Source organism: Nocardia puris (genome assembly GCF_036051655.1).
GTDB classification, from domain to species: domain Bacteria; phylum Actinomycetota; class Actinomycetes; order Mycobacteriales; family Mycobacteriaceae; genus Nocardia; species Nocardia puris.
This window is the reverse complement of the sequence record NZ_CP107943.1, coordinates 1962396-1976822: the sequence shown is the minus strand read 5'-3', so window position 1 is coordinate 1976822 and position 14427 is coordinate 1962396. Positions and strand designations below refer to the sequence as shown.

Below are 14427 nucleotides of genomic sequence, written 5' to 3'. Positions count from 1 at the left end.
GGGGTGGCCCCGATTTTCGGCCCCTGACGTCGGGCGTTCTACCCTGTAGGAGCAATCCCAGGCGACCGAGAAGCGACACAAAAGCGAAGGCAGGACCGTGGAGGACACCCGAGCCACCGACAGCGACGTACCCCAGCACCGGTACAACGCCGCTCTCGCGGGCCAGATCGAGGCCCGCTGGCAGCGGAACTGGGCGGAGCGGGGCACGTTCGAGGCCCCGAACCCGGTCGGCCCGCTCGCCGGTGCGACTCCCGCGGACAAGCTGTTCGTGCAGGACATGTTCCCGTACCCGTCGGGCGCGGGCCTGCATGTCGGCCATCCGCTCGGCTACATCGCCACCGACGTCTTCGCCCGCTACCACCGCATGCACGGCCGCAACGTGCTGCACGCGCTGGGCTACGACGCCTTCGGCCTGCCCGCCGAGCAGTACGCGGTGCAGACGGGCGCGCATCCGCGCGACACCACCGAGGCCAATATCGCCACCATGCAGCGTCAGCTGGACCGCCTCGGCCTGGGGCACGACCGGCGCCGCTCGTTCGCGACCACCGATCCCGAGTACTACAAGTGGACGCAGTGGATCTTCCTGCGCATCTACAACGCCTGGTACGACCTGGAGCTCAACCGCGCCCGGCCGATCGCGGAGCTGGAGGCGCAGTTCGCCTCGGGTGCGCGGGCGGTGCCCGACGGCAAGACCTGGGCGGAGCTGTCCACCGCCGAGCGGCGCGCGCTGATCGACTCGTATCGCCTTGTGTACCAGACGGATTCGGTGGTCAACTGGTGTCCCGGACTGGGCACGGTGCTGTCGAACGAGGAGGTCACCGCCGACGGGCGCTCCGAGCGCGGCAATTTCCCGGTGTTCCGTAAGCGCCTGTGGCAGTGGATGATGCGCATCACCGCCTACGCCGACCGCCTGGTCGACGACCTGGAGCTGCTGGACTGGCCCGACAACGTGAAGGCCATGCAGCGCAACTGGATCGGGCGTTCGCGCGGCGCGCAGGTGAAGTTCGACTCGCCCGCCGGACAGATCGAGGTGTTCACCACCCGCCCCGACACCCTGTTCGGCGCGACGTACGTGGTGCTGGCCCCCGAACACGAGCTGGTCGACGCGCTCGCTGCCGCGGCGTGGCCCGAGGGCACCAACCCCCGCTGGACCCATGAGGGCGCGGCCTCCCCGGTCGACGCGGTCGCCGCCTACCGCAAGGAGATCGCGGCCAAGTCGGATCTGGAGCGCCAGGAGAACAAGGAGAAGACCGGCGTCTTCCTGGGCGCCTACGCCACCAATCCGGTGAACGGCGAACAGATTCCGGTCTTCATCGCCGACTACGTGCTCAGCGGATACGGCACCGGAGCCATCATGGCGGTGCCCGGCCACGACCAGCGCGACTGGGAGTTCGCCACCGCGTTCGGCCTGCCCATCCGCGAGGTCATCGCCGGCGGTGATCTGAGCCAGGGCGCGCATTCCGGCGACGGCGAACTGGTGAATTCGGACTACCTGAACGGACTTCCGGTCGAGGAGGCCAAGGCCACCGTGATCGGCAGGCTGGAGGCCGACGGGCACGGCACCGGCACCATCCAGTACAAGCTGCGCGACTGGCTGTTCGCCCGTCAGCGGTACTGGGGCGAACCGTTCCCCATCGTCTACGACGAGGACGGCGCACCGCACGCGCTGCCGGAATCCATGCTGCCCGTGCAGCTTCCGGAGCTGGACGATTTCGCGCCGGTCACCTTCGACCCCGACGACGCCGACTCCGAGCCCTCCCCGCCGCTGGCCAAGGCCACCGACTGGGTGCACGTGGAACTGGATCTGGGCGACGGCCCCAAGACCTACCGCCGCGACACCAACGTCATGCCGAACTGGGCGGGCAGCTCCTGGTACCAGCTGCGCTACACCGACCCGACCAACGCCGACGAATTCTGCGCCAAGGAGAACGAGTCGTACTGGGTGGGCCCGCGCACGGACGAGCACGGCCCGAACGATCCGGGCGGCGTGGACCTCTACGTCGGCGGCGTGGAGCACGCGGTGCTGCACCTGCTGTACGCGCGGTTCTGGCAGAAGGTGCTCTACGACCTGGGCGATGTGAGCGGCAGCGAGCCCTACCGACGCCTGTTCAATCAGGGCTACATCCAGGCCCACGCCTACACCGACGAGCGCGGCGCGTACGTGCCCGCCGCCGAGGTCGTCGAGCGCGACGGCAAGTTCTTCTGGACCGACGCCGCCGGCGCCGAGATCGAGGTGTTCCAGGAGTACGGCAAGCTGGGCAAATCGCTGAAGAACGCGATCTCGCCCGACGAGATGTACGAGCAGTACGGCGCGGACACGTTCCGGTTCTACGAGATGTCGATGGGCCCGCTGGACCTCTCGCGCCCGTGGTCCACCAAGGACGTCGTCGGCGCGCACCGCTTCCTGCAACGCGTGTGGCGACTGGTCGTGGACGAGGAGACCGGCGCGGTCCGCGTCATCGAGGACGCGCCGTCACCGGAGACGCTGCGCCTGCTGCACCGCACCATCGCCGGTGTGGACGAGGATCTGGCCGCGCTGCGCGACAACACCGCGGGCGCGAAGCTGATCGAGCTGACCAACCACCTCACCAAGACCTACCCCGACGGCGCGCCGCGCACCGCGGTGGAGCCGCTGGTGCTGATGCTGGCCCCGCTCTCCCCGCACATCGCCGAGGAGCTGTGGGAACGGTTGGGGCACACCACCTCCCTGGCGCACGGCCCCTTCCCCGTCGCCGATCCCGCACTGCTGGTGGAGGATTCGGTCGAGTACCCGGTCCAGGTGAACGGGAAGGTCCGCAGCCGCATCCAGGTGCCCGCCGACGCCGACAACGCCGCCATCGAGGCGGCCGCACTGGCCGACGAGAAGATCGTGGCCCTGCTGAACGGCGCGGCCCCGCGCAAGCTCATCGTGGTGCCGGGGCGGTTGGTCAATATCGTCGCCTGAGTCGAGGCCGGGGCGGTGCTCCTTCGATGCGAGTGAGTACCGCCCGGCGCTAGACGGGCGGCAGCAGGACGTCGTTCAACGTCACCATCGACAGGTTGCGCTCCCGGATGATGTCCACCAGCTGCCCGTAGCACCGCGTGACGGCGGGCGCGTTCGCGTGCCCGATGATGATCGTCTGCGGGTTGAAATACTTTCGCGCGCACTCGATCAGGAATTCTTCGGTGATCACCCCGGAGTCCGAGAGGGACCCGAACCACATGGTGGGCACGGTGTAGCCGAGGTCGGCGGCGACACGGTCGACGATCGCGTTGTGCCTGCCGAACGGCGGCCGGTAGTAGGGCGTGCCGTCGACGCCGAAGTTATTGCGCAGGAACGTCTTCGCACGTTCCAGCTGGGACGCGGCCGTCGAGGCGGAAATGGCCGTCAGGTCGGCGTGGTCCCAGGTGTGGTTGCCGAGCTGGATCTGTCCCGATTCCACCAAGGGCCGCAACTCGTCCCGGTGCTCGGTCCAGGACGGGTAATGGGCGGTGACGAAGAACGTGAACCGCGCGCCGGTGTCCTTCGCGAACTTGATGTAGGCGCCGACCACTTCGGGGCTCGCGCCGTCGTCGACGGTGAGCGCGAGACTCGAACCGGGGCCGGGCAGCCCGGTGATCGTGGCGGCCGGGATCGGGGTCTTCGGACCGCCGGGCGGCGGTGGCAGCAACGGCTGCGCGGGCGGCGGCGGGATTGCGGCTTCTCCCGCGCCACCGGCGACCGATTCCCCCTGGGCCGCGGTGCAACCCGTGAGGGCCGCGGCGGTCCCCGCGGCCACGAGGGCGAGCAATTGTCGTCTGTCCACAGCGGCCCCGCACTCGCTCGAACTCACCGCCCACCGGTCGGCGGGCGGCCCAGATCCCCGAACCGGTAGCGATCATAGAGCATCCAGCTACCGACCGGCGTACACCGCGCCGCCCTCGGGCGCGATTGGTCCGGGTCCGCGAATGCCCAGTTCCGACGCCCGCTATCGGGCGATGGGCCGCAGCACGATCTCGGTGGGGTGCGCGTCGCGCGGAGTCTCGACGGCGTTGCGCACCGCCGCGGCAACCGTTTCGCCGGTGAGAAATTCCTCGGGCCGGTACGGCCGCCCCTCGCCCGCGACGATCTCGCGCTGCATATCGGTGTCGATGCGGCCCGGGTGCACCGAGGTCACCCGCAGCAGCGGCTCCTCCAGGCGCAGCGCGTCACCGAAGGCGCGCAGGCCGAACTTGCTGGCGGCGTAGGACGCCCAGCCCGCGTTGGCGCGCAGACCCGCGCCGGAGTTGATCAGCACCACGTGCCCGCGCGCGGCCCGCAGCGCGGGCAGCAGCAGCCGGGTCAGCTCGGCGACGGCGATCAGGTTGGCCTCCAACGTATTCCGCCACTGCGCCACCGACGACTCCGCGACCGTGCCGAGGTCGGCGACGCCCGCGTTGTGCACCAGCACGTCGAGGTGGTCGATCTCCGAGACGGCCGCGGTCACCGCCGGATAGTCGGTGAGCGGCACGGCGAAGGGCCGGGCGTCGGGCAGTTCGGCGCGGATGGCGTGCAGCGAGGCGGGGGTGCGCGCGCCGAGCAGCAGATCGTGGGTCGGGGCGAGTTCCCTGGCGATCGCCGCGCCGAGGCCGCGGCTGGCGCCGGTGATCAGAGCGGTCGGTTTCCGGGCGGTGGTCATACACAAAACGTAATAGGTCCGGCCAATACGTACCGAGGGGCGTAAAAACGCGTAGCGCCCGGACGATCGGTAGCGATGCACGCATACGTCGTCGGTCACCAAACTCCACGGACGGGGCATGCCAGAGTGAGAACTGCCGAACACCATCCGGTCGCGCGCCGGGCCGAGCCGGACTCCGCTGAACGCGCGTACCTGCGCGTGGCGTCGCAGAATAGGGGGATGACGAACCCGGGTTTCACCCCCACCCAGCTCGCGGCCCGCGCCGCCTACCTGCTGCGGGGCAACGACCTGGGCAGCATGACCAGCGCCGCGCCGCGCCTGTACCCGCACATGTGGAGCTGGGACGCGGCGTTCGTCGCGGTCGGGCTGGCGCCGCTGAGCGTGGAGCGCGCGGTCGTGGAGCTGGACACGCTGCTGTCGGCGCAGTGGAAGAACGGGATGATCCCGCACATCGTCTTCGCCAACGGCGTCGACGGCTACTTCCCCGGGCCGGCGCGCTGGGAGTGTCGCAAGCTGGCGGTCAACGCGCCCGACGGGCCGGACACCTCCGGCATCACCCAGCCGCCCGTGCACGCCATCGCCGTGCAGCGCATCCTCGACCATTCGCGCCGCCACGGCCGCAGCACCCGGGCCACCGCCGAGGAATTCCTCAATCGGCGCTGGCCCGATCTGGTGCGCTGGCACCGGTGGCTGGCGCACGCGCGCGACCCCAAGGAGAGCGGGCGGATCACGCTGTACCACGGGTGGGAATCCGGCATGGACAACTCGCCGCGCTGGGACCGCGCCTACGCCAACGTCGTGCCCGGCGAGCTGCCGCCGTACCGGCGCGAGGATGTGCTGGTGGTGTCGGACCCCACGCAGCGGCCCACCGACCGCGAGTACGACCGCTACCTGTGGCTGGTCGAGCAGATGCGCCGCGCCGGCTACGACGACTACCAGCTGACCTCCACCATGAGCTTCGCGGTGGAGGACGTGTTCGTCACCGCGATCTTCGCGCTGGCCTGCGAGGTGCTGGCCAATATCGGCGAGGAGTACAAGCAGCCGCACGCCGACGTGCGCGATCTCTACGCCTGGGCCGACCGGTTCCGCGCGGGTGTGGTCGCCACCACCGACGCGCGCACCGGCGCGGCCCGCGATTTCGACGTGCGGTTGCAGCGCTGGATCACCACCGAGACCTTGGCCGTGTTCGCACCGCTAATCTGCGGCGGACTGCCCCGCGAGACCGAGCGCAGCCTGCTGCGCCTGTTCGAGGGCCCGCGCTACTGCGGCCACCCCGACCTGCGCTACGCGCTGCCGCCCTCCACCTCCCCCGTCGCCAAGGACTTCCGCCCGCGCGAATACTGGCGCGGCCCGGTCTGGCCGGTCATGAGCTGGCTGTTCTCCTGGGTGTTCGCCCGCCGCGGCTGGGCCGAACGCTCCTTCATGCTCCGCGCCGAAGGCCTGCGCCAAGCCAGCGACGGCAGCTTCGCCGAATACTACGAACCCTTCACCGGCGAACCCCTCGGCAGCATGCAACAGTCCTGGACCGCCGCCTCGGTGCTGGATTGGCTGGGGTGAGCGCAAGCGCGCCCTCTCCCCCGCGTCGTGGCCCAGCACAGTGAACTGTCGGCGAAAGACCCACTTGTCACTCTGGTCACAGGAGCCGAGGGTGGCTAGTCTCGGGCGGCATGGATAACACTCGGTGGAGAGCGGTTCGCGGTGTTGCGGGGTCCGTGCTCGTGGCGGGCGGCATCCTGGGGGTGGGCGCCCCGGTGGTGGGGGCGCAGCCGACCGGGCCCGATGTGTCGTCGTGGCAGCACGTCGACGGGCGGATGATCGACTGGGTCGCGGTGAAGCGGTCCGGGCACGACTTCGCGATGGTCAAGGCCACGGAGGGGCTGAACTACATCAATCCTTACTTCGTGCCCGACAGCGTGCTGATGCGGGCGGCCGGGGTGGCGCGCGGGACGTACCACTACGCGCAGCCGAGCCTGCCGCCGGAACCGCAGGCCGCGCTGTACGCGACGGTGGTGCTCGGGCAGAACGGACCGCTGGACATGCCGCCCGTGCTCGACCTGGAGCATTCCGGCGGACTGTCCCCCGCGCAGTTGATCGACTGGACGCACCGCTACCTGAACACCGTGCAGGCGCTCACCGGCCGGACGCCGATCATCTACACCTACCCCAACTTCTGGAAGACCGCGATGGCGAACACCAACGCGTTCACCCGCTACCCCCTGTGGATCGCCGACTACCGCGGCAACGCCCAACCGGAGGTGCCCGGCGGCTGGCCCACCTGGACGTTCTGGCAGCAGACCGACTCCGGCCGCATCCCCGGCATCAACGGCCCCACCGACGTGAACGTATACAGCGGAGCCCAAGGCGATTTCACGCGTTTCGCGAACATGGGCGGGTTGACGGGCAGCGGGTAGCAAGGTCGCCCGGCGTTCGCATAGCCCCGAAATATGCTGGGCGCTAACGATGTTCGCCCGCGTAGACGGCGATGAGCACCACTTTCGACCCTGTTCTGCGCCCCGGTGGGCCCGGGCGATGACCCGGCCGGTACGCGTCCTCGTCGCCGACGACGAACCGCTGGTCCGCGTCGGCATCGTCGGCCTTCTCGACACCGAGGAACGGCCGGCCGCGCTCGGATCGGGCTACGCTCGCCGGCTCACCAGGGTCCGGCAGAGCCGGCCCTCCGTGGAGAGGCCGGCTCTGTCCTGAAATCGGTTGGCGGGCCCTGCCTTACACGCCGATGCGCCCGTTGCCCGACTTCCACACCACCGCCACCGACGGGCGGGGCTGCGAGGAGCCGCCGTCAGGCCAGTGCGAGATCGGATTCTCCGCCGAGGCGTCGTCGGACTCCCCCGGGTGCTGCACACAGACCAGCACCCGCGACTCGGTGATGACCGGCCCGCAGGTCTCCGCGCCGCGCGGCACGGTGAGGAACTGCTTGGTCTCGCCGCGGTTCTCGCCCTCCAGCACCACCGAGAACAGCCCGTCGTTGGACTTCAAGGCGTTGCCGTCGGTGGAGATCCACAGGTTGCCGTACTGGTCGAAGGCCAGGTTGTCGGGGCAGGAGATCGGGCTCACCTTCGACTTGTCGAACCCGCCGAAGTAGGTGTCCGCGGCGTTCGGATCGCCGCAGACCAGCAGCAGCGACCAGGTGAACGTCGTACCGGTGTGGTCGTCGTCGATCTCGAGGACCTGCCCGTTCTTGTTCAGGTTGCGCGGGTTCGCCTCGTCGGCCGCGGGCTTGCCCTCGGCGCCGCGGTTGCTGTTGTTGGTCAGCGCGACGTAGACCTTGCCCGTGATCGGATTGGGCTCGAAGTCCTCGGGGCGGTCCATCTTGGTCGCACCCACCTTGTCGGCCGCCAGCCGGGTGAACACCGCGACCTCCTCGGCGGTGAAACCCTCCACCAGCGACCTGCCCTTTCCGTCGGAGCCGGTCTCCAGCAACGGAATCCACTCCCCGGTACCGGTGAACCCTTGATCGGAAGGCAGGGTGCCGCTGCCGTCGATCCGGTCCGGGTGGTCCCCGGTGAGCTTGGCGACGTACAGCGTGCCCTCGGCCAGGATCTTCATGTTCTCGCGCCTGCTCGACGCACCGGTGCCGGGCTGCACCTTGCGGGAGGAGACGAACTTGTACATGTAGTCGAACCGCTCGTCGTCACCGGAGTAGGCGACGACGTCTCCGCCGTCGGTGACGTAGACGGTTCCCGCCTCGTGCTTGAACCGCCCGAGCGCGGTGTGTTTCACCGGCGTCGACTGCGGGTCCCACGGATCGACCTCGACGATGTACCCGAAGCGGTTGACCTCATTGGGCTCCTGCGTGATGTCGAAGCGCTTGTCGGCACGCTCCCAGAAGTACGGCGTGGCCCCCTCGACCAAGCCGTAGCGCTTCAGGCGCGCCGCGGCGTCGGGGTCGGTGATCCGATCACCGTGGGAGAAGTACTGATTGAAGTTCTCCTCGCCGGAAAGAATGGTTCCCCAAGGGGTGACTCCGCCGGCGCAGTTGTTGAGCGTGCCGAGCACCTTGGTGCCGGTGGGGTCGGCGGAGGTCTTCAGCAGATCGCTGCCCGCGGCGGGACCGGTCACGGCGAACTCGGTGGACGGCGTGATGCGGCGGCTGTACTGACCGAAGACCGGGGTCAGCTTGCCCGATCCGGACTCGCCCCTCACCTCGATCACGGTGAGTCCGTGCGCGGCCAGGGTGATGCCGATCTGCTCGTCGGTAGGGTTGCTCTCGTCGTACCCGCGGAACATGTGCGGCGCGGTGGTGTACTCGTGGTTGACCACGAGCAGGAAGCTGTTGGCCTGGCCCTCGATGGGCAGCAGCGCGGCGAAATCGTTGTTGTACCCGAACTGCCTGGCCTGCGCGGCGGCGGTCTGGTTGTCGAAGTCGAAGGCGGGCGCGTCCTCGAAAAGCGGGTCGCCCCAGCGGATCACGACGGACTGTTCGTAACCCTCCGGTACGACCAAGGCGTCGTCGGTGTTCGGCGCGACCGGGGTGAACCCGGTGCCCACGCCCGGCGACCCGGCGGCGTCGGTATCGGCGGCGCCGGAGGCTCCGTCGTCACCGCAGGCCGCGAGCGCCGAGGCGGCGCCGACCGCGAGCACCGCCGCCGCGCCGCCCTTGATGAGGCCGCGCCGGTTCAGCGAGCTGACGATATCGCCGAAGTAGGCACCGGCGGAATCGTTCGGCGGCTCGTGGAAGCACGCGTTACCGCATTTGTACTCGCAGGTCACGGCGGCGCGATTGGAGCGGCCGTCGTGCTGCACGAAGAGGGCGAGTGGCTTGAGACTCACGATCACTCCTGACTCGAGCTGACGGCCGCACGGTAAACGGCGCAGACAATTCCAAGGAAACACCCAGATGAACAGCCGACCAATTAGGTAACCCTCAGTTTGCGGACGCCCAGCGAGGCGATCCACGACAGGTTCGCAGGCCCCGGTGGATCGCGCCACCGGAACCCGCGAACCGACGGGTGCGCTCACGCGTTGACGGGGATCGCGGTCACCACCTCGCGCTCGTTCTCCGGCAGGTAGTACACCTGGAGGATGCGGCCGACCTGCACGTTCCCGATCGCGGCCGGCGGCAGGAACTTCTCGGAGCGGGTGGCGAAGGTGCTGCCGTCGGGCCTGGTCACCACCAGGTCCAGCTCGACCTTGGTGTGGCCGTCGCGGATCTCGCCGGGCACCGAGAGCGCCCGAACCACCGCCTGCGCCGCCACGCCCCGCGCCACGATGTCGAGCTTAGCCTTCGTGGTGAAGCCCTTGCGGATCATGGATTCGTTCATGGCCCGCTGGGCCGCGACGGCATCGCCGGACATGTCGATCTCCACCCGGTCGGTGCGGCCGGGCAGATAGCGCACGGGCAGCACCACACCGGGCCGCAGCAGCGACAGCTCGGTGAGCGGCACGATCTTCTTCGCGGACGACTCGAAGACCTTCCCGTCGGCCGTCTCGACGGAGAACTCGATCAGCACCTGCGGCTGGTCGTTGAGCCGTACGCCGGTCTGCTGGAACGATTTCACGGTGCCGATGCCCATCGGCGCGTTGCGGAACTCACCGGAATTGCGGCCGGTCATCGCCGACCCGATCCCCTCGCCGGTGAACGCGAGCACGAAGATCAGCAGCATGAACGCGAGCATCGGCAGGACCATCAGGCCGTTCGCCCAGGCGCCGGAGTCGTAGGGGCCGGACGGTTCGTAGGTGAGGCCGTGCCAGAGGTAGGCGCCGACGGCGAGCACGGCGATGGCTACGGTGGTGAGGCGGACATTGCGGATCATGGTCGCTCCCTGGGGTTTTCGGTGTGGCCGGGCTCTCGGGAACCCGCCGCCCCGCGCGGAGGGCGCCGGGCGGCGGGAAGCCGAACGTCCGGATCAGCCGCCGACGATGGTCGAGCAGGCGAAGGTGATGTCGAACGTGGCGGTCGACGGGCCGGCCATCGGGTTGGTCATGTCCGGCGCGCCGACGCCCTCGCCGGTGACCTTGAAGGTGTTGCCGTCCTTGACGACCTTCGCCGAGCCGCCGGGCTGGCCGTTGCCGTATCCCACGGCGTAGGGCAGGCCCGACGAGCCGCCCTTGCTGCCCGCGATGCCGACCGCCTGCACAGTGTCGTCGCCGGTGAGAGTGGCGCTGACCGAGAGCTGGCCGTAGGTGGCGTTGTCGTTGTCGGTGAGGGCCAGCGCCAGCGTGTCGCCCTGCTTGGCGCAGGTGGTGTCGAAGCTGCCCGCGAGCTCCTTGCCGTCGACCAGCGCCACGGAGCCGCCGCCCGACGGGGCGGCCGCCGCGCTGGTGCCGGGGGCCGAGGTGGCGGGGGCGGCGCTGTCGGAATCGTCGCCGCAGGCGCCGACGAACGCGGTGAGCGCGACGGCGGCGAGGGTGGCGGCTCCGGCGCGGAAGACGGTGGTGTTCATGGTGGTGCTCCTTCGTTTCTCGGTGATGCGGCCCGTTGCTGGGGCGGCCTGAGAGAAACGTAGGAACGGCGCCCGGCCTACCGATCCCAGGTTTGCGCGTTCCGTCGCGGCGGCGGTGGCGTTAACCTGGCACGATGCGACGACCGCGCGCCATGGTGCTGGACGAGGTGTGGCGCGGTCTGGACGGTGTCGAAGCGCTCAGCGGCCCACACGGCGGTCCGCTGCGCCGCACGGTGAAACTCGTGCTGGACCCGCTGGTCATCCGGCCGGTGCGACACCCGGCGTGCGCGGGTCCGCTGATCGGCGCCGACGGCGCGACGCTGCTGGCGAGCCTGGTCCACGCGCACGCCGACGCGCTGCGCGCCACGGCGGCGTGGTTCACGCTGCTCAAGCAGGTGCGGCGCGGGTTGCGGGTCACCGAGGGGAATCCGCAGGACCTGTACTTCCAGCGCTGCTTCGAGCTGGCCGTCACGGCGGGGCATCCGGATCCGGCGCGCGACCGCCCGCGCGCCGAGGCGGCGTTGCGCGACATCCACTCGTTCGCCGCCGGGCGCACGACGCAGGCGCTGAAGGACCATCTCACCGATGCCGAACGGGCCGAACGGCTTTCGGCGTTGATCGCGGTGGCGTGGGGAAGGCGGCCCGGTGCTGTCGCGGGGCGGGAGTTCGCGTTCGCACCGCTGCTGGAAGCGTGCGTGAGTGGGGATGGTGGTGAGCTGTTCCGGCGGCTCGTCGCGTCCAATGCGGGTACACACACCGGGATCTCGCTGTGGTACCGCGAGAAGAATTGCGGTGCCTTCGATTTGGGGCTCACCGAGCACCCGTTGCCGCAGCCGCCGCGGCTCGGTGCGTCGGCCTCCACCGCCGACCTCGGGTTACCGTTCGATCGCACCGTGTACGAGCGGGTCTTCACGGTGTTGCAGGCGTCTACCGAACGGGCCGAGCTGCCCGCGATCCCCGATCTGGTGACCGACGAGATCGCCCGCAGCTGTGCGCCGTGGGCGCTGCTGGACGAGACGCTGCGCGTGGTGGCGAGCGCGGGAGTCGCGTTGGCGCTGGGTCTTTCGCCGATCGTGGGGGCGGAGGGGATGTCTGACGCGGCGCGCAGGGAGCATCGGAGCGGCGGTCCGCGGGCGCGAGGTCACGAGTCCGGCTCGGACCCGCGGCATGCCGTAGCCGGCGGGCGGGTGACTGCCGAGGCCAGCTCGCATCGCGAGTTCTCGGGCGAGCGCCGGAGGGAGGTCGGGGTGGCGAGTCTCGCGTCGGCCGGCACGGGCGCCGACAGCGCGGTCCGCGCCAGGGAGGGCGCGCCGCACACCCGAGCGGTGGCAGTCGATACCGGTGCGAGTGCACCCCATACCGGAGTCGTCGGCTCGCGGGATTCGGGTCCGGACGGTGTCGGGCCCGAGCGTTCGAGCGGGGAGACGGCCGCGCATCGGGTCGTGAATGCCCGGTGGCGGCGGGAGGCCTATGTGTTGCAGGCGCGGCGGTTGGTGGTGAGCGGAGCCGAGGTCGAGGGGCCACTCGGGGCGATAGCCGAGGAGTTGCGGACGCCGTGGCGGCCGTATCTGCGCAGGCTGTGGGTGCGGCTGCACGGGCGGGATGTGCGCGGTGCGCCGGCGGACGAGCCGGGCGAGCTGTGGGACCTCCTCGACGGCGTGGCGCGCTCGGTGATGCTCGATCACCGCACCCGCGTGCGCAAGGCGCTCAGTGTGCGGGCGGCGGAGCCGGGCGCGGCGGAATCGAGGGCGAGCTGATGGAAGTGCGGGTCCGCGTACTCACCGACGGGTCGATCGCCATCGCCCCGGCCGGCGCCCCCACCGTGCTCGACGACGCCCCGGCCCCCGACACGGCGGTCTTGGAGGTAGCGGGCGGCCACCTGACCTGGAGTCTCCTTGCCGGCCAACGCATCCCGGCCGCCGTCCTGGACAACGCCGACGCCGCCCAGGACTGGTTGTGGGCCCTGTACGGAGAACGCGTGGCCGTCGTGATCGGCGAACTCTCCGCCCCGACAGGGGATTCCGGAGGACCGGGCGATGGTGGGGCACCGTCCAGCGCCGGCATCCGGACCACCGAGCCCGGCAGTTCCGCCGCCGACGGCGGAGGCATCGGGCAGACCAGTGTCGGCGGAACAGACCGGTTCGAGATTGGCGCGGCCACGCGCCCGCGCGGTGGTGCGAGTCCACTCGGCGCCGACGACCATGCCGGCGAGAACGGCGGCATTACAGCTGGAGGTGGTGTGGAACCACCGCCCGACGACGACGTCGACGCAGCCGCCAGCGGAACGACCGAGCCCAGCGGCGCGACGGACCGGTTCGGCACCGGCCGGGCCATGCGCCCGCGCAGCGGTGCCACCGCGTCCAGTGGGACGGCTCCGCTCGGCGACGATGACAGCACCGCCAAGGTCGACGGCGGCGCGACCGACCCCGGCGACAGCGTGGTCGAGAGCCGCGACAGGGCGACGTCCAGCGCTCACCTCGATACGGCTGACGTCGCGAGGTCCGGTAGCGCTCCGGGCGAAGGCGGGGCCGCACTCGGCGATGGCAACGCGGCCGGGTCTGGTGGGGGTAACGCGGAGTCGGTCGTCGCGCCGGGCGTTCACGGATCGGCGGACACGTCCGGCACCGAGGCGAACGGCCCGGCCGTCGCGATCGATCTGCTGGTCGAACCCGCGCTGCCCGAGGTGGTGGGGCGGGCGTGGCGGTTGGCGTACGCGCACTGGGCGGCGCGGTGGTGGCCGGCGTCGACGGTGGATGGGATTCCGGCGTTGGATCAGGGGTTGCTCGCACGGGAGATCGCGACGTTGACCGAGGAGTGCGAGCTGCTCGTGGACGGCGCGGATGCGGAAGTTGCAACGGAAGACGTTGTGGCCGAACCACTGTCGGCCAGGGCCGAGGATTACGCGCTGGCGGCTGGTGGTGCGCGCGGCGGTGGGCTGGCGTTCGGGCGCGGGATCGGCGGGTGGGATTGGTGGCGCTGCCCGCCGGGACTGGTGGATGCGTCCGAGCGGGCGGTCTCGTGGGATTTGAGCCGGGAGGCGGGCGCGACCGTCGCGCGGGTTCAGGTCGTCGCGGCACCCACGCTGACCTCCGCGCCGGACCATCTGCGCCCCCGCGCGGCGTTCACGACTCCGGCGGGAAACGTGACCGCCGACCTCACCCTGCGCGGCGACACCTGGTACGGCGAAACGCCCCTCCCCGCCGACTCGGTCGACACCGTCGAGGTGTACGTCCCGGGCGTCGGCGCGACCACCCGCACCGATCCCGCACTCCGGCAACGCATCCGGGATTTCGCTACCACCCGCGTGCGCCGGGCGAGTGCGCCGGACGACGCGGACCCGCCCCTGCTCGCGGAAATCGCCGCCGCCGCAGGCGAATCGGACTTCTGAT

11 protein-coding genes are annotated in these 14427 nt (G+C 70.4%); 6 read left to right on the top strand and 5 right to left on the bottom strand.

What is annotated here, in order from left to right; translation table 11 throughout:
* Positions 1–97: 97 nt before the first annotated feature.
* Complete coding sequence (leuS, locus tag OHB21_RS08705) at positions 98–2944, top strand: leucine--tRNA ligase (protein WP_195125060.1); 2847 nt, start codon at positions 98–100, stop codon at positions 2942–2944.
* 49 nt (positions 2945–2993) lie between these two features.
* Here the strand turns inward: leuS and OHB21_RS08700 are convergent, their stop codons facing one another.
* Both OHB21_RS08700 and OHB21_RS08695 read right to left on the bottom strand, forming a co-directional pair.
* Entirely contained in the window at positions 2994–3785 is a 792-nt protein-coding gene (locus OHB21_RS08700) for a polysaccharide deacetylase family protein (protein ID WP_232331619.1), read from the bottom strand.
* A 162-nt stretch (positions 3786–3947) separates the two neighbouring features.
* Complete coding sequence (locus OHB21_RS08695) at positions 3948–4637, bottom strand: SDR family oxidoreductase (RefSeq protein ID WP_195125059.1); 690 nt, start codon at positions 4635–4637, stop codon at positions 3948–3950.
* A 219-nt stretch (positions 4638–4856) separates the two neighbouring features.
* Between OHB21_RS08695 and ggh the strand changes: the two genes are divergently transcribed.
* The 3 genes from ggh (at position 4857) to OHB21_RS08680 (ending at position 7340) form a co-directional block, all read left to right on the top strand.
* A complete protein-coding gene (gene ggh / locus OHB21_RS08690) occupies positions 4857–6194 on the top strand; it encodes a glucosylglycerate hydrolase (RefSeq protein ID WP_195125058.1) in 1338 nt (445 codons plus the stop codon).
* Between the two features lie 110 nt (positions 6195–6304).
* Entirely contained in the window at positions 6305–7048 is a 744-nt protein-coding gene (locus OHB21_RS08685) for a glycoside hydrolase family 25 protein (protein ID WP_084537299.1), read from the top strand.
* A 118-nt stretch (positions 7049–7166) separates the two neighbouring features.
* A complete protein-coding gene (locus tag OHB21_RS08680) occupies positions 7167–7340 on the top strand; it encodes a hypothetical protein (RefSeq protein WP_157115789.1) in 174 nt (57 codons plus the stop codon).
* A 21-nt stretch (positions 7341–7361) separates the two neighbouring features.
* On the opposite strand, the gene OHB21_RS08675 is transcribed toward OHB21_RS08680, so the two are convergent.
* The 3 genes from OHB21_RS08675 to OHB21_RS08665 form a co-directional block, all read right to left on the bottom strand.
* Complete coding sequence (locus OHB21_RS08675) at positions 7362–9425, bottom strand: PhoX family protein (protein ID WP_067503423.1); 2064 nt, start codon at positions 9423–9425, stop codon at positions 7362–7364.
* A 185-nt stretch (positions 9426–9610) separates the two neighbouring features.
* Complete coding sequence (locus OHB21_RS08670) at positions 9611–10408, bottom strand: hypothetical protein (RefSeq protein WP_195125057.1); 798 nt, start codon at positions 10406–10408, stop codon at positions 9611–9613.
* 93 nt (positions 10409–10501) lie between these two features.
* The gene (locus OHB21_RS08665; RefSeq protein ID WP_067503199.1) at positions 10502–11038 is read right to left on the bottom strand and encodes a lipoprotein LpqH; all 537 of its coding nucleotides are present in this window, start codon (positions 11036–11038) and stop codon (positions 10502–10504) included.
* A 134-nt stretch (positions 11039–11172) separates the two neighbouring features.
* On the opposite strand from OHB21_RS08665, the gene OHB21_RS08660 reads away from it, so the two are divergent.
* Both OHB21_RS08660 and OHB21_RS08655 read left to right on the top strand, forming a co-directional pair.
* A complete protein-coding gene (locus tag OHB21_RS08660; protein ID WP_228789786.1) occupies positions 11173–12795 on the top strand; it encodes a hypothetical protein in 1623 nt (540 codons plus the stop codon).
* Positions 12795–14426: a hypothetical protein gene (locus OHB21_RS08655; RefSeq protein ID WP_067503196.1), complete on the top strand. Its 1632-nt coding sequence runs from the start codon at positions 12795–12797 to the stop codon at positions 14424–14426. The genes OHB21_RS08660 and OHB21_RS08655 overlap by 1 nt, the downstream gene beginning before the upstream one ends.
* Position 14427: the final 1 nt, after the last annotated feature.